Origin of the sequence: Pseudomonas sp. 2(2015), assembly GCF_000955865.1 — a bacterium.
Taxonomy (GTDB): Bacteria; Pseudomonadota; Gammaproteobacteria; order Pseudomonadales; family Pseudomonadaceae; genus Aquipseudomonas.
Genome location: NZ_JYOF01000024.1, coordinates 49,541 through 70,000, shown reverse-complemented (window position 1 = coordinate 70,000; position 20,460 = coordinate 49,541). Strand labels below are relative to the sequence as shown.

Annotated in this window: 18 protein-coding genes; 7 read left to right on the top strand and 11 right to left on the bottom strand. The window is 64.9% G+C overall.

Going from position 1 to position 20,460, the window contains the following annotated elements:
- Positions 1–4,715: Ig-like domain-containing protein (locus UB48_RS25650; RefSeq protein ID WP_045202013.1), on the bottom strand; the 4,715-nt coding region annotated here is incomplete at its 3' end.
- A 216-nt stretch (positions 4,716–4,931) separates the two neighbouring features.
- Between UB48_RS25650 and UB48_RS25645 the strand changes: the two genes are divergently transcribed.
- On the top strand, positions 4,932–5,453 hold the full coding sequence (locus tag UB48_RS25645) for a GNAT family N-acetyltransferase (protein WP_045202011.1): 522 nt from the start codon (positions 4,932–4,934) through the stop codon (positions 5,451–5,453).
- On the opposite strand, the gene UB48_RS25640 is transcribed toward UB48_RS25645, so the two are convergent.
- Entirely contained in the window at positions 5,438–6,409 is a 972-nt protein-coding gene (locus UB48_RS25640) for a DNA-binding protein (protein WP_045202010.1), read from the bottom strand. The two genes, UB48_RS25645 and UB48_RS25640, sit on opposite strands and share 16 nt — an antisense overlap.
- Before the next feature lie 178 nt (positions 6,410–6,587).
- Between UB48_RS25640 and UB48_RS25635 the strand changes: the two genes are divergently transcribed.
- On the top strand, positions 6,588–7,544 hold the full coding sequence (locus UB48_RS25635) for a site-specific integrase (protein WP_045202008.1): 957 nt from the start codon (positions 6,588–6,590) through the stop codon (positions 7,542–7,544).
- On the opposite strand, the gene UB48_RS25630 is transcribed toward UB48_RS25635, so the two are convergent.
- Together UB48_RS25630 and moaB are read right to left on the bottom strand one after the other, a co-directional pair.
- The gene (locus tag UB48_RS25630) at positions 7,535–8,008 is read right to left on the bottom strand and encodes a GNAT family N-acetyltransferase (RefSeq protein ID WP_045202006.1); all 474 of its coding nucleotides are present in this window, start codon (positions 8,006–8,008) and stop codon (positions 7,535–7,537) included. The two genes, UB48_RS25635 and UB48_RS25630, sit on opposite strands and share 10 nt — an antisense overlap.
- 38 nt (positions 8,009–8,046) lie before the next feature.
- On the bottom strand, positions 8,047–8,586 hold the full coding sequence (gene moaB / locus UB48_RS25625) for a molybdenum cofactor biosynthesis protein B (protein ID WP_045202030.1): 540 nt from the start codon (positions 8,584–8,586) through the stop codon (positions 8,047–8,049).
- A 212-nt stretch (positions 8,587–8,798) separates the two neighbouring features.
- On the opposite strand from moaB, the gene UB48_RS25620 reads away from it, so the two are divergent.
- Positions 8,799–9,698, top strand: a complete 900-nt coding sequence (locus tag UB48_RS25620) for a LysR family transcriptional regulator (RefSeq protein ID WP_045202004.1) — start codon at positions 8,799–8,801, stop codon at positions 9,696–9,698.
- 3 nt (positions 9,699–9,701) lie between these two features.
- On the opposite strand, the gene UB48_RS25615 is transcribed toward UB48_RS25620, so the two are convergent.
- From UB48_RS25615 to UB48_RS25605, 3 genes are all read right to left on the bottom strand, one after another.
- Complete coding sequence (locus tag UB48_RS25615) at positions 9,702–10,655, bottom strand: Dyp-type peroxidase (RefSeq protein ID WP_045202003.1); 954 nt, start codon at positions 10,653–10,655, stop codon at positions 9,702–9,704.
- 49 nt (positions 10,656–10,704) lie between these two features.
- On the bottom strand, positions 10,705–11,154 hold the full coding sequence (locus UB48_RS25610; RefSeq protein WP_045202001.1) for a YMGG-like glycine zipper-containing protein: 450 nt from the start codon (positions 11,152–11,154) through the stop codon (positions 10,705–10,707).
- 83 nt (positions 11,155–11,237) lie between these two features.
- Positions 11,238–12,125: a LysR family transcriptional regulator gene (locus UB48_RS25605; RefSeq protein ID WP_045201999.1), complete on the bottom strand. Its 888-nt coding sequence runs from the start codon at positions 12,123–12,125 to the stop codon at positions 11,238–11,240.
- A gap of 103 nt (positions 12,126–12,228) precedes the next feature.
- Between UB48_RS25605 and UB48_RS25600 the strand changes: the two genes are divergently transcribed.
- On the top strand, positions 12,229–13,620 hold the full coding sequence (locus tag UB48_RS25600; protein WP_045201997.1) for an aldehyde dehydrogenase family protein: 1,392 nt from the start codon (positions 12,229–12,231) through the stop codon (positions 13,618–13,620).
- Between the two features lie 12 nt (positions 13,621–13,632).
- Here the strand turns inward: UB48_RS25600 and UB48_RS25595 are convergent, their stop codons facing one another.
- A complete protein-coding gene (locus tag UB48_RS25595; protein ID WP_045201995.1) occupies positions 13,633–15,024 on the bottom strand; it encodes a PLP-dependent aminotransferase family protein in 1,392 nt (463 codons plus the stop codon).
- A gap of 87 nt (positions 15,025–15,111) precedes the next feature.
- Between UB48_RS25595 and UB48_RS25590 the strand changes: the two genes are divergently transcribed.
- The 3 genes from UB48_RS25590 (at position 15,112) to UB48_RS25580 (ending at position 16,712) form a co-directional block, all read left to right on the top strand.
- Complete coding sequence (locus UB48_RS25590) at positions 15,112–15,573, top strand: GNAT family N-acetyltransferase (RefSeq protein ID WP_045202028.1); 462 nt, start codon at positions 15,112–15,114, stop codon at positions 15,571–15,573.
- Positions 15,566–16,207, top strand: a complete 642-nt coding sequence (locus UB48_RS25585; protein WP_045201993.1) for an FMN-dependent NADH-azoreductase — start codon at positions 15,566–15,568, stop codon at positions 16,205–16,207. The genes UB48_RS25590 and UB48_RS25585 overlap by 8 nt, the downstream gene beginning before the upstream one ends.
- Before the next feature lie 64 nt (positions 16,208–16,271).
- Positions 16,272–16,712, top strand: coding sequence for a hypothetical protein (locus UB48_RS25580; RefSeq protein ID WP_082075521.1), 441 nt, complete (start codon positions 16,272–16,274; stop codon positions 16,710–16,712).
- Positions 16,713–16,870: 158 nt separating this feature from the next.
- Here the strand turns inward: UB48_RS25580 and UB48_RS25575 are convergent, their stop codons facing one another.
- From UB48_RS25575 to UB48_RS25565, 3 genes are all read right to left on the bottom strand, one after another.
- Positions 16,871–17,188 carry a DUF2388 domain-containing protein gene (locus tag UB48_RS25575; protein WP_045201991.1) on the bottom strand — a complete coding sequence of 106 codons (318 nt, stop codon included), beginning with the start codon at positions 17,186–17,188 and terminating at the stop codon, positions 16,871–16,873.
- A 68-nt stretch (positions 17,189–17,256) separates the two neighbouring features.
- Positions 17,257–18,000, bottom strand: a complete 744-nt coding sequence (locus UB48_RS25570) for a hypothetical protein (protein ID WP_045201988.1) — start codon at positions 17,998–18,000, stop codon at positions 17,257–17,259.
- A 102-nt stretch (positions 18,001–18,102) separates the two neighbouring features.
- A complete protein-coding gene (locus tag UB48_RS25565) occupies positions 18,103–20,427 on the bottom strand; it encodes an FdhF/YdeP family oxidoreductase (RefSeq protein WP_045201986.1) in 2,325 nt (774 codons plus the stop codon).
- Between the last annotated feature and the right edge of the window lie 33 nt (positions 20,428–20,460).

The window sequence follows — 20,460 nt, the reverse complement described above, 5'->3', positions numbered from 1 at the left end:
CTGCCCGGGCCACTGCTGTTGCCGGCAGCATCCTGGGCCACGGCGTTGATCACCGTGCCGTTGGGCAACGGGCTGGCCGGGGTGAAGCTCCAGTTGCCACTGCCATCGGCGCTGGTCAGGCCAATCGGGTTGCCGCCGCCATCGGTGAGCAGGATGGTCGCGCCGGCTTCGGCAGTACCGCTGATCTCGGCGCCGTTGCTCGGCTCGACCACCGGCGCCGCGGGCGCAACGCCATCAATCGTGGCAACCGCCGCCGCACTGTCGACCCCGCTGGGGTTGCGCGCCACGACATTGATCACGGTGCCGTCCGGCAGCGGCACACCGGGGGTGAAGCTCCAGTTGCCGCTGCCGTCGGCCGTCACCTGGCCGATCGGGTTGCCGTTGCCGTCGGTGATGATGAGGGTGTTGCCGGCATCGGCGCTGCCGCTGATGATCGAACCGTTGCTGGGGTCGATCTGCGGGATCGACGGCAACGAGGTATCCACGATAGTGCTAGCGGGCGCGCCGGTGTTGCCGGCCGCGTCGGTGGCGGTGACATTGACCACGGTGCCGTTGGGCAGTTGCGCACCGGGGGTGAACGTCCAGTTGCCGCTGCCATCGGCGGTGGTCTGGCCGATCGGGTTGCCGCTGGCGTCGGTCAGGGTAACGGTGCTGTTGGCCTCGGCGGTGCCGTTGAGGGTATTACCGTTGCTTGGGTTGACCACCGGCGCTGGCGGCGGCACGGCATCCACCGTGGTGGTGCCCGGGCCGCTGGTATTGCCGGCCGGGTCCTGGGCCACGGCATTGATCACCACGCCGTTGACCAATGGCGCAGCAGGCGTGAACGTCCAGTTGCCGCTACCGTCGGCGGTGGTCTGGCCGATCGGATTGCCACCACCATCGGTGATGATGATCCTGGCCCCCGCTTCGGCAGTGCCGCTGATGGTGCTGCCATTGCTCGGATTGATGACCGGTGCGCCCGGGGCAACGCTGTCCACGGTGGTGGCGGCCTGCAGGCCCGTGTTGCCAGTCGGATCGGTGGCGGTGGCAATCACCACGGTGCCGTTGGCCAGCGGGCTGCCCGGGGTGAAGCTCCAGTTGCCGCTGCCATCGGCGGTCACCTGGCCAATCGGGTTGCCGCTGCCATCCTTGAGGGCAACCGTGGCACCGGCTTCAGCCGTGCCGCTGATGGTGGCGCCATTGCTCGGGTTGATGACCGGGGCCGCAGGCGCTGAGCTGTCGACGGTGACGCTGGCCGGTGCGCTGAGGTTGCCGGCAGCATCCTGGGCGACAACGTTGACCACGGTGCCATCGGCCAGCGCCGAACCCGGGGTGTAGGTCCAGTTGCCGCTGCCGTCGGCAAAGACTTCGGCGATCGGGTTGCCGCTGCCATCGGTGAGAATGACTTTGCTGTTGGCTTCGGCGGTGCCGCTCAGGCTGTTGCCGTTGCTCAGGTTGACCGTCGGGGCCGGCGGCGCGACGGCATCCACTACGGCAGAAGCCGGTGCGCCGGTGTTACCGGCCGGGTCGGTGGCCACCGCATTGACCACGGTGCCGTTGGGCAGCGGGCTGCCCGGAGTGAAGCTCCAGTTGCCACTGCCATCGGCAGTCACCTGGCCGATCGGGTTGCCGCTGCCATCGGTCAGGGTGACGGTGGCGCCGGCTTCGGCGGTACCACTGATGACGCTGCCATTGCTCGGGTTGAGTAGCGGCGCGCCCGGAGCGACGCTGTCTACCGTGGTCGCCGCTGGAGCACCGGTGTTGCCGGTCGGGTCGGTGGCCGTTGCCACCACTACCGTACCGTTGGGCAACGGGCTGCCCGGAGTGAAGCTCCAGTTGCCACTGCCATCGGCAGTCACCTGGCCGATCGGGTTGCCGCCACCATCCTTGAGCACCACCGTGGCGCCGGCTTCAGCGGTACCGCTGATGACACTGCCATTGCTCGGGTTGAGTACCGGTGCCGCAGGTGCCGAACTGTCGACGGTGACGCTTGCCGGCGGGCTGCTGTTGCCTGCCGCATCCTGGGCGAGCACATTGATTACCGTGCCATCGGCAATCGGCGTGCCCGGTGCGTAACTCCAGTTACCGCTGCCATCGGCCGTGACTTCGGCAACCGGGTTGCCGTTGCCGTCGGTGATGATCACCTTGCTGTTGGCCTCGGCCGTGCCACTGAGGCTGCTGCCATTGCTCGGATTGATGGTCGGCGCCAGTGGCGCGACGGCATCGACAGTGACGCTGGCCGGGCCGCTGCTGTTGCCGGCCGGGTCCTGGGCCACGGCATTGATCACGCTGCCATCGGGCAATGCGGCGCCCGGAGTAAAGCTCCAGTTGCCGCTGCCGTCGGCAGTGGTTTCGCCGATGGGGTTGCCGCTGCCGTCAGTGAGGATGACCTTGGCACCGGCTTCGGCAGTACCGCTGATGATCGCGCCGTTGCTCGGGTTGACCTGCGGCGCGGCGGGCGCCTGGGCGTCGATGACGGTGCTGCCAGGTGCACTGGTATTGCCGCTGGCATCGGTGGCGGTGACGTTGACCACGGTGCCGTCAGCCAGCGGGCTGCCCGGGGTGAAACTCCAGTTGCCGCTGCCGTCGGCCGTGACCTGGCCGATCGGGTTGCCGCTACCGTCGGTCAAAGAGACGGTGGCGCCGGCTTCAGCAGTACCGCTAAGGACGCTGCCATTGCTCGGGTTGAGCACCGGTGCCGCAGGTGCCGAGCTGTCGACGGTGACCGACACCGGCGGGCTGGTGTTACCCGCGGCATCCTGGTTGACCACGCTGATCACGGTGCCATTGGCAATCGGCGTGCCTGGGGTGTAGCTCCAGTTGCCGCTGCCATCGGCGTTGGTCTGGCCAATCGGATTGCCGTTACCGTCGCGGATGATCACCGTGCTGCCTGGCTCGGCGCTGCCGCTAAGCTCGCTGCCATTGCTCGGGTTGACCGTCGGTGCGCCAGGCGCTACGCCGTCGACGGTGGCGCTGGCCGGGCCACTGATGTTGCCGGCGGCATCCTGGGCCACGGCATTGACCACGGTGCCATCGGGCAACGGCGTGGCCGGGGTAAAACTCCAGTTGCCGTTGGCATCGGCAGTGGCCTGGCCGATCGGGTTGCCGCTGCCGTCGGTCAGGGTGATGGTCGCCCCGGCTTCGGCGCTACCGCTGAACTCGCTACCGTTGGTCGGGTTGATCTGCGGCGCAGCCGGCGCCACGCCGTCGACGGTGATCGACGCCGGCGGGCTGCTGTGGCCGCTGGCATCCTGGGCCACCACAGTGACCACGGTGCCATCGGCCAGCGCCGTGCCTGGCGTAAAGCTCCAGTTGCCATTGCCGTCGGCGACCGTCTGGCCGATCGGGTTGCCATTGCCATCGGTGATCACCAGGGTTACGCCGGGCTCGGCAGTACCCGACAGCTCGCTGCCATTGCTGGCATTGACCTGGGGTGCATCCGGGTAATCGGGGGCCTGGACGCTGACGCCCGGGCTGCTGTTGCCGGCAGGGTCAGTGACCACCACGGTGACGGTCTGGCCATCGGTCAGCGGTGGATCAAGCGGCACCTGGAAGCTGCCATCGCTGCCGATCACCGCCGTGACATCCGGCTGGCCATCGCCATTGGTGTCGACACCAACGCTGGCACCGGGCTCGCCATTGCCGCTGACGCTGCTACCGTCGGGCGCCACTTCGACATCCGTGGGCGCCGCCGGGGCGGTGGTGTCCGGTGCGCTGGCCTGGGCTGGCGGGCTGCTGTTGCCGGACGGGTCGGTGATCACCACGGTCACCGTCTGGCCATTGGTCAGCGGTGGGTTAAGCGGCACCTGGAAGCTGCCGTCAGGGCCGATAATCACCGTGATGTCGGGATGGCCGTCGCCATCGGTGTCGATGCCCGCCGTGGCTCCCGGCTCGCCCTTGCCACTGACCAGGGTACCATCGGGGGAGACTTGCAGATCGCTTGCCGGCGCCGGTGCGGTGGTGTCCGGTGCGGTGATCTGGGTCGGCGGGCTGCTGTTGCCGGACGGGTCGGTGACCACCACGGTCACCGTTTCACCGTTGGTCAGTGGCGGGTTCAACGGTACCTGGAAGCTGCCATCGGCGCCGACCACCACGGTTGCATCAGGCTTGCCGTCGCCGTTAGTGTCGATGCCGACGGTAGCGCCCGGCTCGGCCTTGCCGCTCACCGAACTGCCGTCGGTGGCCACCTGCAACCCCGACGCTGCACCCGGCGCGGTGGTATCCACCGGTGGGGTTTCACTGCCGCCGCCACCACCACCGCCGCCACCGCCACTGTTCGACACCGCAACGCCCGCACCAATCACCGCCGCGCCCGCCAGCAGCATCCCCCCTACCCCTAGGCCGCCTGCGGTCGCACCGGCACCGGCGCCCCCGGCAGCGGTCAGCGAGTCAAAGCCTGCAGCGCTTTCCTGGGCGACATAGGTGGCCGCCAGGATGCCCTCTGCGGCAACCGGCGGCAGGCTAACCGCCACCAACTTGCCTTCATGGACCAGGAACAGCTCACTGGGTGGCTGGCCTTCGGCATAGAAATTGGCAATACGGACGCTCTCGCCGTTCTTGAGCTGCACCACCAGGTCGGCATCGCTTTTCGAATAGCTGGCAACCGCCTCGGGATCGATGTCGAGGGCGATTTCGCTGCTTTCGGTCAGTTTGAGGATGCCGTTGGTAGGGATTTCAGTGACAGCGGCGGACGAGACATTTTGATTGAGGGGGGAAACCTGCGCCTGGATCGACATGCTAGACAGTCCTTTTGCCCATAGATGACCGAAGGGGTCACACTGCTGCCTGAAGAAATAGCAGTTCTGGGAAAAAAAACGATTCTGGCTTTAGGCTTAATACCTAAGCGCACTTAAACGTTTTTGGCGTTAGTCCAAAAGGCTTGCAGCGCCCTTGCAGTTGCGAAAAAAACGGCGATTGACGACACTGCAAAGCCACCTTCAATAGCCTTCGCCATGTCAGTTACCCTGCGCCTTGCCCGCGTCGAAGACGCGCAACTGCTACCCGCCGTCGAACGTTCTGCCGCCCGGGTTTTTGCCGATCAGCCAGGTCTTGAGTGGATTGCCACGGGGCCGGTGATGAGCAGCGACGAGCACCGCCAGTTCATCGACCAGGGCCATGAGTGGGTGCTGGCCGACGCCGACGACGTGCCGCAGGGGTTCCTCTGCGCGCAACCCGCAGGCCGCGACCTGTTCATTCATGAACTCTCGGTTGCGCAATCTGCGCAAGGTCAGGGCCATGGCCGCCGGTTGATCGGCGCCGCCGCTGACTGGGCCCGCGAACACGGCTTCGAAGCCCTGAGCCTGACCACCTTTGCCTGCGTTCCCTGGAACGCGCCCTTCTATGCCCGCCTGGGCTTCGAGACACTCGCTGAACAGCAACTGAGCCAGGCTTTGCACCAACAGTTGAACCGCGAACAACTGCAGGGACTGATCGGCCGCTGCGCCATGCGCATGAAACTTCAGCCGTTGTCCTGAGGCTGTTCGCGGGCACGCTCGGCCTGGCGCAACTGTGCTTCCTGCTTGCCGATCAGCTGCAGCTGGCGGCGCAATTCCGACACCCGTTCGGCCAGGCTCAAGGCCAGGTCCTGGTTCTGCTTCTCCAGCTCATCGCGTGAACCGCTGAGCTGCGCAAGCTTGACCTCCAGGCCGTGAATTTTCGCCTGCTGGCGATCGCCCTGGGTCTTGAGGCCGCGCTGGGCTTCTTTGAGGGTGCGAACCTGCACCAGCAGGCCTTCGTTGTCGCGGTTAAGGCGGGTCAGTTCGTCTTGCTTGACGATCAGGCTCTGCTGCAACTGGCGCACTTCCACCTGCAGCAACTGTACCTGCGCCTCGTGCCGGCGTTGATCCTGGTCGCGCTGTTCGCGGCTGGCGTTGCGGTAATGCTCAAGGGCATCGCGGGCATGCTGGTGCTTGTCTTCCAGCGAGCGGACCTGCTCGTCCTTATCGGCCAGGCGCAGGTTCAGTTCGCCCACCGCCTGGTTGAGGGTGGCGTTGCGGGTCTGCTCGCTTTGCAAGCTGGTGCGGGCGGTGGCCAGGGCCTCTGACTCGCTGGCCAGCGCCGCCGTCTGGATCTCATGTTGCTGTTGCAAGGCGGCCAGCGCCTGCTGGCTGATCTGCACCTGCGCCAGCAGGGTCTGGCGCTCTTGTTCAAAGGCACTACGGGCAAGGTCGATACGCGCCTCAGCCTCCTCCTGCAGCTGCGCGGCCAGTTGCTCGACCACTGCCGCCAGCGCATCGCTGAGGTTTGCCGTGCTGGCGGGTGCCGCCGGCTGCAGGCTTTCCAGCTCTTTGAGGTAACGATGAATGGTGGTTTTCGAGCCGGTATTACCCAGCTCGATACGTACGGCATCGATACTCGGATGCTCGCCCCGGGCCAGCAGCGCCTGCCGCGCCTTGTGCACTAATGCCTTGTTGATACCGCCACGGGCCATGTCAGCTCCTACTATTTCGTACTGTGATACGTACCATGTATTTACATACTATCCTATTGATCTTCCTCACGCTCATACAATCAAGGCCTGAGATAAAATAATCACGGCTTATCGCATGTGAGGCTCTAGAATGGCGGGTAAATGTGCCCAGAGCGGTACGCCTGGCGGGAACGCGGCAATGAACACGATCGAGCGCTACCTGCAGGCCGCAGTGCGCGATAACACCCGGCGCAGTTACCAGGCCGCGGTCGAGCACTTCGAAGTGAGCTGGGGAGGCTTTCTGCCGGCCACCGCCGACAGCATCGCCCGCTACCTGGCCGAGCATGCGCACAGCCACTCGATCAGCACCCTCAAGCAGCGCCTGGCAGCGCTAGGGCAATGGCATGTCAGCCAGGGCTTTCCCGACCCGACCAAGGCACCGATGGTGCGCCAGTTGCTCAAGGGCATCCGCACCCTGCACCCGGCCGAACCGAAACAGGCGGCACCGCTGTTGATCCAGCACCTGCAAACTGCCGTTGGCGTACTTGAGCAAGAAGCCGCCCAGGCCCGCGCCGGGCACGATTTGCCGGCACTGTTGCGCGCCAGCCGCGACAAGGCCTTGCTGTTGATCGGGTTCTGGCGCGGGTTTCGCGGCGATGAACTGGCGCGCCTGCAGGTCGAGCATATCCAGGCCCAGGCGGGTATCGGCCTGTCGATCTACCTGCCGCGCAGCAAGGGCGACCGCCAGGCGCTGGGCGTGCGCCATCGGGCGCCGGCACTCAAAGTGTTGTGCCCGGTCCAGGCTTACCTGCAATGGCTTGAAGTGGCAGGCATTGCCCGCGGCCCGGTGTTTCGCAAACTCGACCGCTGGGGCAACCTCGGCGAACAGCCGCTCAACAGCAACAGCCTGATCGGCTTGTTGCGGCGCATCCTCGAACGCGCAGGCGTACCGGCAGCGTTATATACCGGGCACTCGCTGCGCCGCGGCTTTGCCACCTGGGCCACCAGCAATGGCTGGGAGCTCAAGGCGTTGATGAGCCATGTCGGCTGGAAAGACGCCAAGTCGGCGCTGCGCTATATCGATGCGTCGGTGTCGTTTGGCGAGCTGGCGCTGCTCGACGGCAGCGCCCCGGGGCAACTGACGGATCAGTCCTGAAGCGGGCGCTGCATCTTGACGATCTCGATCACCGCGCGACTGTTGCCGCGGCTGAAGGTGCCGTTGCCGATAGGCACAAAGCCGTTGGCTTGATAAAAGCCCTGAGCATTGCGCGTGGCTTCCAGGTAAACGCTGCTGGCCTTCGTCGCGCGGATGCGCTCGATCGCCAGGTTCAGCAGTCGCCCACCGATGCCCTGCCCGGCACCCGCGCCGCAGACAAACAGCTTGCTGAGTTCAAAGCCGTCGATCTCGACGAAGCCGAGAATGCTTTCGGCTTGCGCGACCCACAGGTTGCCCTGCTCGATGGCCGGCAGATAAGTCGCCGGTGAGCGGCCATCCAGCCACATGTGAATCTGCTCGACGCTGTAATGCTCGCCACACTGAGACTCGACCGAGTCCTTGTGCACGTTGAAAATGGCCTGCGCATCGGCGGCCCTGGCCTGGCGAAGTACAATCGCGCTCATCTACCCGCTCCCTGCTTTTATGTGGACTGCCTGGCGTATCAGTTACGCGTCTTGCACAGTGTGCCAGGCTTGAGGTGGGCAACGAAGTTGCACGGGCGATGGCGGGCATCCAGTTGCTCGGCGAGGATACCTTCCCAGGCGGTGCGGCAGGCGCCGGTAGAGCCCGGCAGGCAGCAAACCAGGGTGCCATTGGCAAGGCCGGCCAGGGCACGGGTCTGCACGGTGGAAGTGCCGATATCGAGGATCGACAAGGCGCGGAACAACTCGCCAAAGCCATCGATGTGCTTGTCGAACAGGCAGGCCACAGCTTCCGGGGTGCTGTCGCGCCCGGTAAAGCCGGTGCCGCCGGTGATCAGCACCACCTGCACGTCGTCCTCGGCAATCCAGCCGGCAACCTGGGCGCGAATCTTGTACAGGTCATCCTTGAGCAGCACCCGCTCGACCAGGCGGTGGCCCATCTCCACCGCGCGGCTGGCCAGCAGCTCGCCGGAGGTGTCGGTGGCGAAGCTGCGGGTGTCGCTGACAGTCAGCACGGCGATGTTCAGCGGCACGAACACCGCGTCCAGTTTGATACTCATGCACAGCCCCTTGGCAGCAGTCAGGAAGTTGCGGCCAACGCTAGAGGCAAACACCATTAGCGTCCAATCGATAGATCCGACCGGCTTATCGAGGTGGTCTATCGTCTATTGATCAAGCGCCTCTATCAGCCGGTCACTAATGCCCATTGGACGGCCCGGGGGCATTGCTTTACCGTTTTGCCACCCGCCCTACTGACTTGCCAGGCTGCGCCATGGATATCAAACAACTGAAGTTTCTTCTCGCCCTGGACCAGACCCGCCACTTCGGCCAGGCCGCCGCGCTGTGCCATATCACCCAGCCGACCCTGTCGATGCGCCTGCGTAACCTTGAGGACGAACTGAACCTGGTGCTGGTAACCCGTGGCCAGCGTTTCGAAGGCTTTACCGAGGCCGGCGAGCGCATCCTGGCCTGGGCTCGCACCCTGCTGGCCGCCTATGACGGCCTGCAGGCTGAAGCCGCCAGTTGCCGCGGGCAGATCGTCGGCAGCCTGCGCCTGGGCATGGTGCCGCTGTCGAGCTTCAACCCCATGCAGTTTCTCCAGCCCCTGGCCCAGCGCTATCCAGAGCTGCAGTTCCAGCTATCATCGCTGAGCTCCGAACAGATCACCGATGGCCTGAGCCGTAACCAGCTGGACCTGGGTATCTGCTACCTGGACCAGATCAACAGCGCCTATTTCGAAGTGATCGAACTGGGCACCACGCGCATGGGCCTGCTGTATGACGTGCGCCATTTTCAGTTCGAGCAGGCTGAACTGCCCTGGGAAACGGTCAGCGCCGTGCCCCTGGGGCTGTTGAGCAAGGGCATGCACTATCGCCAGTCGGTCGACCTGAGCTTTCGCAGCCGCGGCCTGCAGCCCCATGCGGTGCTCGAAAGCGACTCCAGCTACCAGTTGATCCAGGCCGTTTGCGCCGGGATGTGCTGCGCGATCATGCCGCTCGATTACGGCCTCGAAGGTCTTAGCGAGCACCTGCGTATCGTGCCGATCAGTGCTGCCAGCGTGCATGCACCGATCGGCTTGCTGCTGCGGCGTACCGAGCCGCGTTCGGCCATCGCCGAGAAGTGTTTTGCCGAAGTTCGGTCACTGCTCGACGGTGAATTGAAACCGGCATGAGCACTAGCCCGGGGTGCGCTCGGCCAGGTCTTCGAGCAGCTCGGCCGACGGCACGAAGAACAGGCCGCCGGTGACCGCGTTGCTGAAGTCCAGCAAGCGGTCGTAATTGCCTGCCGGGCGGCCTACGAACATGTTCTCGAGCATCTGCTCGATCGGCGCCGGCGAGCGCGCATAACCGATGAAGTAAGTGCCGAACTCACCGGCGCCGGGGCGGCCGAACGGCATGTTGTCACGCAGGATCTTCAGCTCTTCGCCGTTCGCGTCGGTGATGGTGGTCAGTGCGCTGTGGGAGTTGCTGGGTTTGGCTTCGTCACCCAGCTCGATGTCCGACAGCTTGGTGCGGCCGATCACCCGTTCCTGCGCCTCGATCGGCAGCGCGTTCCAGGCGCTCATGTTATGCAGGTACTTTTGCACCAGCACGTAGCTGCCGCCGCTGAAGGCCGGGTCTTCGTCGCCGACCAGGGTGAACTTGGGCACCTGGCGGCCGACCGGGTTCTCGGTACCATCGACGAAGCCGATGATGCTGCGCATGTCGAAGTACCGAAAACCCTGCACTTCGTCCACCACCTTGACTGCATCGCCCAGGGCCGTGATCAGTTGGGTGGCCAGTTCAAAGCACAGGTCCATCTGCTCGGCGCGGATGTGCAGCAGAATATCGCCAGGGGTTGCCGGCGCGCGGCGCCCTTCGATGCCAAACTCGCGGAACGGGTGCAAGGCCTGTGGCCGTGGCCCGCCGAACAGCTGATCCCAGGCATTGGAGGCAAAGCCGCAGACGCACGACAGGTTGCCGGCCGGCACGCGCTTGCCGACCGAACGCGTCAGGCCGGCGATATCGGCGCACCACTCACGCACGGTTTGCAGTGCCTCACTGCCTGGGGCCAGGGTGGCGACCATGAAAATCGCGCTGCTGGTGATCGGACTGCCCACCGCCTGGGGTTCGGGAATATCGTTGTTCATGGCTGCCTGCACACGGGTCAAAGCCTGCAGCCTAGCAGATCGGCAGCGGCTATGGCGTGACCTGGTAACCCTTGTTCTGCAGGCAGCTGGTATAGGCCGAAGCGCTGGTAGCCTCATTGCTGCGCCGGTCCTGCCGACGCTCCTGGCGCTGGCGGGCACCACCGACAACCGCGCCGGCAGCGGCGGTTTCACCGGCACGGTTCTGCCGGTATTGCTGTTTGACGTCATCATCGACACGGTCGTAGACCTCATCATGCTGGCGTCCCCGTACCTCGGCGCCCGCGGCGCCGGCGGCCGCACCCACGGCAGCTCCGCGCACCCGCCCACCGACATGGGCACCGCTGCTGGCGGAACTCGCGGCGACGTTATGGCAAGCGTTGATATCGACCTGCACCTGCTGGGCGCTCTGGCCCTTGAGCGGCACCACGGTTTCGGCCCAGCCCTGCGCACATACAGTCGATAACGCCAAGCACAGGCCAATGGAGGACAACCTGTTCATGATGGACTCCGGGATCGGACAGTAGCAACAGTGTAGCTGGCCAGTAGACGCTGGCTTGCCAGCGATGAGGCCAGCACATCAGGTCACACCGGTTCCTCGACCTTGAGTACCTCGCCGCACTCTTCCAGCAGTTGCACGAAGGTCCTCAAGCTGCGCGATACCGTGCCGCGCCGCCACACCAGCCAGGTGCGCAGGTAGCGAAAGCGCTGGGACAGCGGCCAGACACTGACCGTGCTGCAGCCGGGCATGCTTTCGAGCATGCTGCGCGGCATCAGCGCCAGGCCGGCGCCGGCGCTGACGCAGGCGAGCATGCCGTGGTACGACTCCATCTCAATAATTTTGCCCGGCACCGCCTGGTCCTGGGCAAACCAGTTCTCGAAGTGATGACGGTATGAGCAGTTGGCGCGAAAGGCGTAGATGGTCATGCCGTTGACCTCGCCAGCGCGGGTGATCGGCGTGTGGTTGAGCGGTGCGATCAGCACCATCTCTTCGACGAACACCGGCACCCCCTCGAGCGCCGGGTGCAACACCGGGCCGTCGACGAAGGCGGCGCTCAGGCGCCCGGCCAGCACGCCGTCGATCATCGCCCCGGACGGCCCGGTGGTGAGGTCCAGTTCGACCTTGGCATAGGCCTGGTTGTAAGCCGCCAGCAGCGTCGGAATGCGCACCGCGGCGGTGCTTTCCAGCGAGCCGAGGGCGAAGGCGCCTTGCGGCTCGTCACCCGCCACGGTCAGCCGCGCCTCGGCCACCAGGTCGAGAATTCGCCGGGCATAGTCGAGAAAATTCCAGCCCGCCGGCGACAGGCGCAAACGGCTTTTTTCTCGGATGAACAGCTCGGCACCCAGCTCCTGTTCCAACTGCTTGATCCGCGTGGTCAGGTTCGACGGCACCCGATGGATGTGCTGGGCCGCGGCACTGATGCTGCCCTGCTCGGCCACCGCCTTGAACATCTCCAGTTGCACCAGATCCATAGTCATTCTCTCTGCGTGAATGTTTTGCTCAGTATTATTCAGTTTAAGGCAAAGGCACAACGCAGTAGTCTGAAACCGTTCCCCTCCCCTCAGGACCGCCGTGATGACCGCGATCAACTTGCACACCCACGCCTTGTCGATCAACCCCGCCAATGGCGAGCAGATCGGCCACTATGCCTACGAAAGCGACGCTGTCCTCGATGCTGCCCTGAGCCGCGCCGCCCAGGGCTATGCTGCCTGGCGCCGCACGCCGGTAGCGGCACGCACCGCATTGCTGCTGGCCCTGGCCGGCGCCCTGCGCAACAACGCCGAGGCCATGGCGCGGATGATCACCGACGAAATGGGCAAGCCGGTGGCCCAGGCCAGGGGCGAGATCGAGAAATGCGCGCAGCTCTGCGAGTGGTACGCGGCCAACGGCCCGGCCATGCTCGAGGCTGAAGCGGCCCCGGTGCCCGTCGGCAAGGCGCGCATCGAATACCGCCCGCTCGGCCCGCTGCTGGCAGTGATGCCGTGGAACTTCCCGATCTGGCAGGTGCTGCGCGGCGCGGTGCCGGCGTTGCTGGCCGGCAATACCTATGTACTCAAGCACGCGCCGAACGTGATGGGCAGCGCCTACCTGCTGCTCGAGGCGTTCCAGCGCGCAGGTTTCCCCGAGGGCGTGTTCGAGGTGATCAACGTCACCCCAGAGGGCGTGTCCAAGGCCATCGCCGACCCGCGCATTGCCGCCGTGACCCTGACTGGCAGCGTACGCGCCGGTACCGCCATCGGCGCCCAGGCCGGCGCCGCGCTGAAAAAGTGCGTGCTGGAGCTGGGCGGCTCCGACCCGTTCATTGTCCTCAACGATGCCGACCTTGATGAAGCGGTCAAAGCCGCCGTCATCGGCCGTTACCAGAACACCGGCCAGGTCTGCGCCGCAGCCAAGCGCCTGATCGTCGAGCAAGGCGTGGTCGAGGCCTTCACCCGCAAATTCGTCGAGGCCACCCAGGCGCTGGTCATGGGCGATCCGCATGCCAGCGAGACCTACATCGGCCCGATGGCCCGCTTCGACCTGCGCGATGAGCTCGACCAGCAAGTCCAGGCAACCCTGGCCGAGGGCGCGACCCTGCTGCTTGGCGGTGGCAAGGTGCAAGGCAACGGCAACTACTACCAGCCCACCGTGCTGGCCGACGTCACCGACCAGATGACTTCGTTCAAGCAGGAGTTGTTCGGCCCGGTGGCCTCGATCATCACCGCCCGCGATGCCCGCCATGCCCTGCAACTGGCCAACGACAGCGAATTCGGCCTGGCCTCGACTATCTACACTGCCAATGCTGCGTTGGCCGAGCAACTGGCCGATGAGCTGGACACCGGCGGCGTGTTCATCAACGGCTACTGCGCCAGCGACCCGCGGGTGACCTTCGGCGGCGTCAAGAAGAGCGGCTTTGGCCGTGAGTTGTCGCACTTCGGCGTACGCGAGTTCTGCAATGCGCAGACTGTGTGGGTGGACCGCAACTGACAGCCACCACGGCTAAAGGCCCATCGCCAGGCGTAACTGCCTGGCCAGCGCAACGGCTTGTTCGCGGCTGGTGACATTGGTAAAGCCGATCAACAACCCGCGCCGTTGCCCGGGTTGTCGGTACCAGCCTGAAAGCGGCTCGATCGCCAGGCCAAGCACCCGCGCGCGGCGGGCAATCGCACAATCGTCGAAGCCGCCGCGCACATCTGCCACCAGGTGCATGCCGCCTGCCTGATTGTCCAGTTGCAGATACTCACCGAGTTCGGCCTGCAAGGCCTCGACCAGTTGCTGGCGCCGCTGGGCATAGAGGCTGCGCATCTTGCGCAAGTGCCGGGCAAAATGGCCTTCTTCGATAAATGCGCTCACCGTCGCCTGCAACAACTGCGGGCAGTGGTTATGCATGTCCCGGGCCACGCTGGCGAAGCGCTCTACCTGGGCCTGAGGAACCACCAGATAGGCCAGGCGTATGCCCGGCGCCAGTACTTTGCTAAAGGTCGCGCAGTACAGCACCCGCCCCTCGCTGTCGAGGCTCTTGAGTGCCGGCACCGGCCGGCCGCGGTAACGGTACTCGCTGTCGTAGTCGTCCTCGATGATCCAGCTGCCCTGGCTACTGGCCCAGTCCAGCAGGCGCTGGCGCCGCGGCAGCGACAGCGTGACGCCAAGAGGGCTCTGGTGATGGGGCGTGACCAGGGCAAAGCGCGCATCAGCAGCCCGAGCGATAGCGGCGTCGACATCAAGGCCGTCGCCATCCACCGGCACCGGCACCAACTGCACCCGGGCGTGCTCAAGAAAACGCCTGGCCTGGAAGTAACCCGGGTCTTCGAACCAGCAGCGGTCACCGTCCTCCAGCAGGCTGGAGCAGATCAGGTCGAGACAGGCACGGTAGCCTGCGCAGATGAAAACCTGTTGCGCAGTACAGCTGATGCCCCGCGACACCGCCAGGTAACCCGCCAATGCATGGCGCAGGGCAAGCTGCCCTTGAGGGTCCGGGTACGCCAGGCCCTCCACCCCGCTTTGGCGCAAGGTACGCCCCACCAGGCGCGTCCACAGCTTGCGCGGAAAGGCGTCCAGCGCCGGCAGGCCGATCTGCAAGGGCATTGGCAAATACGTCTGCGGCTCCGGGGCCAGCGCTGGCCCCGGCACATAGACATCTACTGCCCTGGTACTGAGCGACGGGGCGACCACCGTGCCTGCCGGGCCCCTGGATTGCACATAGCCTTCACCGCCGAGCATCTGGTAAGCCGCCTCGACCGTGCCGCGCGCCAGGTTGAGTTCCGCCGCCAGGGCCCGCACCGAAGGCAGGCGCTCACCCGGCTGCAAGCGCCCGGTACTGATGGCGTCGCGAAAACGCAAGTAGATCTGTCGATAGAGGGGCGTCATCGTCGGTGGGCTGCAGGCTGGCATGTCCTAGTCATTTGTGCATTTTTTGGACCTATAAGGTAGTCCGTTGCCGCCGTAAAGTAACGGCTCAAATTGATCTGGGAGAAACCCGTGGGCGAACAGGCAACCATCCGCTACCTGCAAGAAGGCACCGAGCAACGCGACGCCTTCGAGCTAATGCGCGAACTTCGGCCGCACCTGGTGGATGCCGACGCGTTCGCGCAGCAAGTCAGGCGCCAGGCGCTGCAGGGCTACCGCTTGCTCGGGGCTTTCTACGGCAAGCAACTGCTGGGGCTGGCAGGGGTAAGGAGCAGCGAAAACCTGCTCTATGGACGCTTTACCTACGTCGACGACCTGGTGGTGTCCCCGGCCATGCGCGGCCTGCGGGTCGGCGCCGCATTGCTCGATGCCGCCCGCGCCGATGGCCTGCGCAACGGCCATGCCTACCTGGTGCTCGATACCGGGCTGCATATGCCATTGGCCCAGCGCTTCTATTACCGCGAAGGACTTTTGGCCAAAGGCATGCATTTTGTTCAGGCACTGCCCGCCGCCGAGGCACAGCGCCATGGATAACCTGCTCCTGGTCAATGCCAGCATGCGCGGCAGCGCCTCGATCGGCTTGCGCCTGGCCGACGAAATGGTCGCTTGCATCCGCCACCAGTACCCACACCTCAAGGTGACCCTGCGGGACCTGGCGGCCACGCCACTGGCGCCGTTGAGTGCCGGCTACGCGACAGCGCTGACCGGCTTTGTACCGCCGCACGACCCGGTATTTGCAAGCTCCGAGGCACTGATCAGCGAGCTCGAAGGCTGTGACCTGCTGCTGATTGCCACGCCCATGCACAACTTCACCGTGCCGGCAGCGCTCAAGCTCTGGATCGACCATGTGCTGCGCATCCACCGCACCTTCATTGCCGGCCCTGAAGGCAAGGTCGGCCTGCTCAAAGACCGGCCGGTGTACCTGATCGTCAGTTCAGGCGGCTACCACCGCGGGGCACGGGCCCGCCAGCCGGACTTTCTCAGCGCTTACCTGCGCCACGTGCTCGGCACGTTGGGCCTTCAGAATGTGCACTTCGTCTACCTCGAAGGCATGGCCGTCAGTGATCAGGCGCGGCTTGCCAGCGTCACTCAAGCCAGGCTCGAACTCGCCCGGCACCGCTGGTTTGGCCAATTGTGTGAGTCAGAGAGCACGTCGGCGCGATCATAGGCGAGGTGCAGTTCGTCGACGCTTCTGTTCAAACGCGTTTTTGTATTCAGACGAACGATTTGCCATGGCTTTCTTCTCGCTCAAACGCCCTCGCCGCTGGCTCTTCGGGCTGGCCCTGGCCAGCGTCGTAGTCGGCCTGCCGGTGGGCTGCGCGGTGCTCGAGCACAAGGAGCGCGAGTTGCTGTTTCGCATCGAGCCGGGCAATGCCAGCTGGTACCGGGGCATGCCCGCAGGCGTCCAGGAGCTTGAATTACGGCCTGAAAGCTTTAAGGCCGGGCAGAACATCCATGCCTGGTGGTGGCCAGCAAAAAGCCCCGATGCCGCGGCCATCCTCTATCTGCACGGGGTGCGCTGGAACCTCACCGGCCAGCTGTTTCGCATCCAGCAACTGCATAATGCTGCGGCGCAGCCGCCCAAACGCCTGCTGCTGGTGCCCGGGGCGACTCATAACAACAGCATGAGTCTTGCCGGGCAGCGTTATCGACAGGCGATCGAGGCGCTTTGAGGTAGATCTGTAGCGGCCTCATCGCGGGTCAAGCCCGCTCCCACAGTGGGCCTGTTTACACCGAACCGGTGGGAGCTGGCCTTGCCAGCGATCGAGCGCGCAGCGGTCGTAATCCAGGCGACACCTGATGTGCTGGCTGCACCGGCCCCTACGGGTGATTACTGCCCGGCGCCGAACTGGTCTTGCAGCAGGATCGCCCGTGCCAGTTCTTCATCACTGGCTTTAAGATCGGGGTTCTGCGCGCGGATGCTCTGCAGCATCGACTCCAGGTACACGCCGCGGATCGCACCGTCACTGGCGATGAACGACGAGGCGTCGTCACGGGCGGGGATGATGCGTTTGTCGTCCTTGAAGGTCGAGTACAGCGAAGCGGATACCCCGGCCGAGGTGGCAACATCACCGGCGTCGACTTTGGCCAGGGCCGAGCCGAAGGGCAGACAGAGCACAAGCGAGGAAACGAGCAGTAAACGGCGCATGGTGATGCCTCCGGATAAAGAGTACCTACATCAACTAGGATTGCCGTAAGTACCTTGAGTTCCCCGGCCTATTGCACCGGCAGGAAGTTCATCAGCAGCAGGCTTTGCGCGTAGTTAAGGCCAATACGCCGATAGCGCTCGTCGAGCATCTGCGCCAGCAGGTCCAGGCGCGCGACGATCTTGCCGAATTCCACGGCAAAGCTCAGGTTGCTGCCCTCCTCCGATATTTCATTGGAAAACAGCAGCAGCACGCCATTGGCGTCCTGCCGCTGGCTGAGCAGCCAGGTGGCCTTTTCGATGTTGCGCGCGGCATTGCTGACGAACTGCGGGTCGATGGTGTCGGTCATGAAAAATTCGGTGCGCCCGCCATGGGCGGTGACCAGCATGCTGCCAATGGCATAGATGAAGGCGCCGACCCGATCGCCGCGAAACTCCGGGCTAAGCGCATAGCTGAGCGCAGCCAGGTCGCGGCGCTCGCCCAGTTGCGCCAACGGCTGGCGTTGCTCGATGGCCTGGCGGATCTGCCGCTCGGCGGTGCTGGCATCGACATAGCCGGACTGGCGCCACTGGTTGGGGTTGCGCTGGTACAGCTTGTTCATCAGCAGGTAAAGGCTGCGCAGGTTGTCGCGCATCGACAGCGTGGCCATGCGGTCGACGCTGGTCTGCAACAGCTCTTGAGGGCGGCCTTGGCTGAACTGGCTGACGATGTCGCGGCCTTGTTGCTGGCTGCAGGCGCTGAGGCTGGCAAGCAAGGCGCCCGCCATCACCGGCAGGCGCAGGTGTCGCAGGAAAACGAGAAACGGATCAACCATCGGCACCGGTCAGTAGTCAGCGTCGCCTGGCCATGAATAGAGCCGACAAATCGGAAAAAGTGCGATGGTGGGCGCGATTGCCTCAGCGACTCGAGTACAGCGTCAGAGGTGCGCTGAAGGAATCAGGTTGTCGGCGCTGGCTTTCTCGAGCTTGATGGCGATGAATTTCGAGGTCGGTGTGAAGGTGCGCTCGCCGTAGCTTTCCAGCGGCACCAGCGGGTTGGTCTCCGGGTAGTAGGCCGCGGCCTGGCCTGGCGGAATGTCGTAGGCGACCAGGGTAAAGCCGCTGACCCGACGCTCGCGGCCGTCTTCCCACAGCGAGACCATATCGACCTTGTCGTTGGGCTTGAAACCCAGGCGGCGGATGTCCTGCTCGTTGGCGAAGACCACCTCACGCAGGCCGAATACGCCGCGGTAGCGATCGTCGAGGCCGTACAGGGTGGTGTTGTACTGGTCGTGGGAGCGCAGGGTCTGCAGGATCAGGTCCGGGGTGTCGCCACGGGCCAGAACTTCTTCGTTGACCAGCTGCGCCGGCAGCACGCTGGCAGTGAACTGCGCCTTGCCGCTTTCGGTGTGCCAATCGCGCTGCGCTGCGGTGTTGCCCAGGTGGAAGCCACCTGGGTGCTGCAGGCGCGCATTGAAGTCCTCGAAACCCGGGATGACGTCGGCAATCAGGTCGCGAATGCGGCTGTAGTCGGCAACCGTCCACTGCCAGTCGATCGGCCGGTCACCGAGGGTGGCCCTGGCGATGCCGGCGACGATCGCAGGCTCCGAGCGCAGCAGCGGCGAGCAGGGTTTGAGCTGGCCGTGGGAGATATGCACCATGCTGAAGGTGTCTTCGACGGTGATGCCTTGCGGCCCTTCGGCCTGCAGGTCGATTTCGGTACGGCCCAGGCACGGCAGGATCAGGGCGTCACGGCCGGTGACCAGGTGCGAGCGGTTGAGCTTGGTGGCGATGTGCGCGGTCAGCGCGCAGTTGCGCAAGGCATCGTGGGTGCGCGGGGTATCGGGGGTGGCCTGGGCGAAGTTGCCGCCCAGGGCGATGAACACCTTGGCGCGCTGCTCTTCCATGGCCTGGATCGCCAGCACCGCGTTGTGCCCGTGCAGGCGCGGGGCCTTGAAGGCGAAGCGCGCCTCCAGGGCATCGAGCAGGCGCGCCGGTGGCTGCTCGTCGATGCCCATGGTGCGGTCGCCTTGCACGTTACTGTGGCCGCGTACCGGCGACAGCCCGGCGCCAGGCTTGCCGACGTTGCCGCGCAGCAGCTGCAGGTTGATGATTTCCTGCACGGTCGGCACCGAGTGGCGGTGCTGGGTCACGCCCATCGCCCAGCACATGATCACCCGCTCGGCGCGCCGGTACATGCGGGCAGCCAGCTCAAGCTCAGCCAGGCTCAGCCCCGACTGCTCGACAATATGCGCCCAACGAGTGGCATCGACTTCGGCCAGGTAAGCGTCGAGCCCCGAGGTGTGCTCGGCGATAAAGACGTGGTCGAACACTGCCGGCTCGCCCTTGGCCTGGGCCTCGCGTTCCCATTGCAGCAAAAACTTGGCAATGCCGCGCATCACCGCCATGTCGCCGCCCAGGGCCGGACGAAAGTACGCGGTGTTGGTCGGCTCGGAGCCGTTGCTGAGCATCTCGAACGGGTGCTGCGGGTGCTGGAAACGCTCCAGGCCACGCTCCTTGAGCGGGTTCAGGCAGATCACCTGGGCCCCGCGCTTGACTGCCTCGCGCAGCGGTTCGAGCATGCGCGGGTGGTTGGTGCCGGGGTTCTGGCCGATAACGAAGATTGCGTCGGCGTGCTCCAGGTCGTCGAACACCACCGTGCCCTTGCCGACCCCGAGGGTTTCCGACATGCCGACACCGCTGGCCTCATGGCACATGTTCGAGCAATCAGGGAAGTTGTTGGTGCCGTAGGCGCGCACGAACAGCTGGTAAAGGAACGCCGCCTCGTTGCTGGCCCGGCCGGAGGTGTAGAACTCGGCCTGGTCAGGAGATTCGAGGCTGTTGAGGTGCTGGGCGATCAGCGCAAAGGCGTCCTCCCAGCTGGTTTCGACATAGTGGTCGGTGGCGGCGTCATAGCGCATCGGATGGGTCAGGCGGCCCTGATATTCAAGCCAGTAGTCGCTCTGGCGGGCCAGCTCGGTGACGCTGTAGCGGGCGAAGAAATCCGCATCGACCAGGCGCCCGGTGGACTCCCAGTTGACCGCCTTGGCGCCGTTCTCGCAGAACTTGACCATGCCGCTTTCCGGCGACTCGCCCCAGGCGCAACCGGGGCAGTCGAAACCGCCGTTCTGGTTGGTCTTGAGCATAACGCGCAGGTTCTTGAAGGCGTTTTCGCTGCCCAGCCAGCTCTTGGTCACGCTTTTCAGCGCACCCCAACCGGCGGCGGGGGCGTCATAGTTTTTTATATGTTCATCTTGGCTCATCGCGGCTTCCTCGCTTGGCTCGCAGGGCATCTT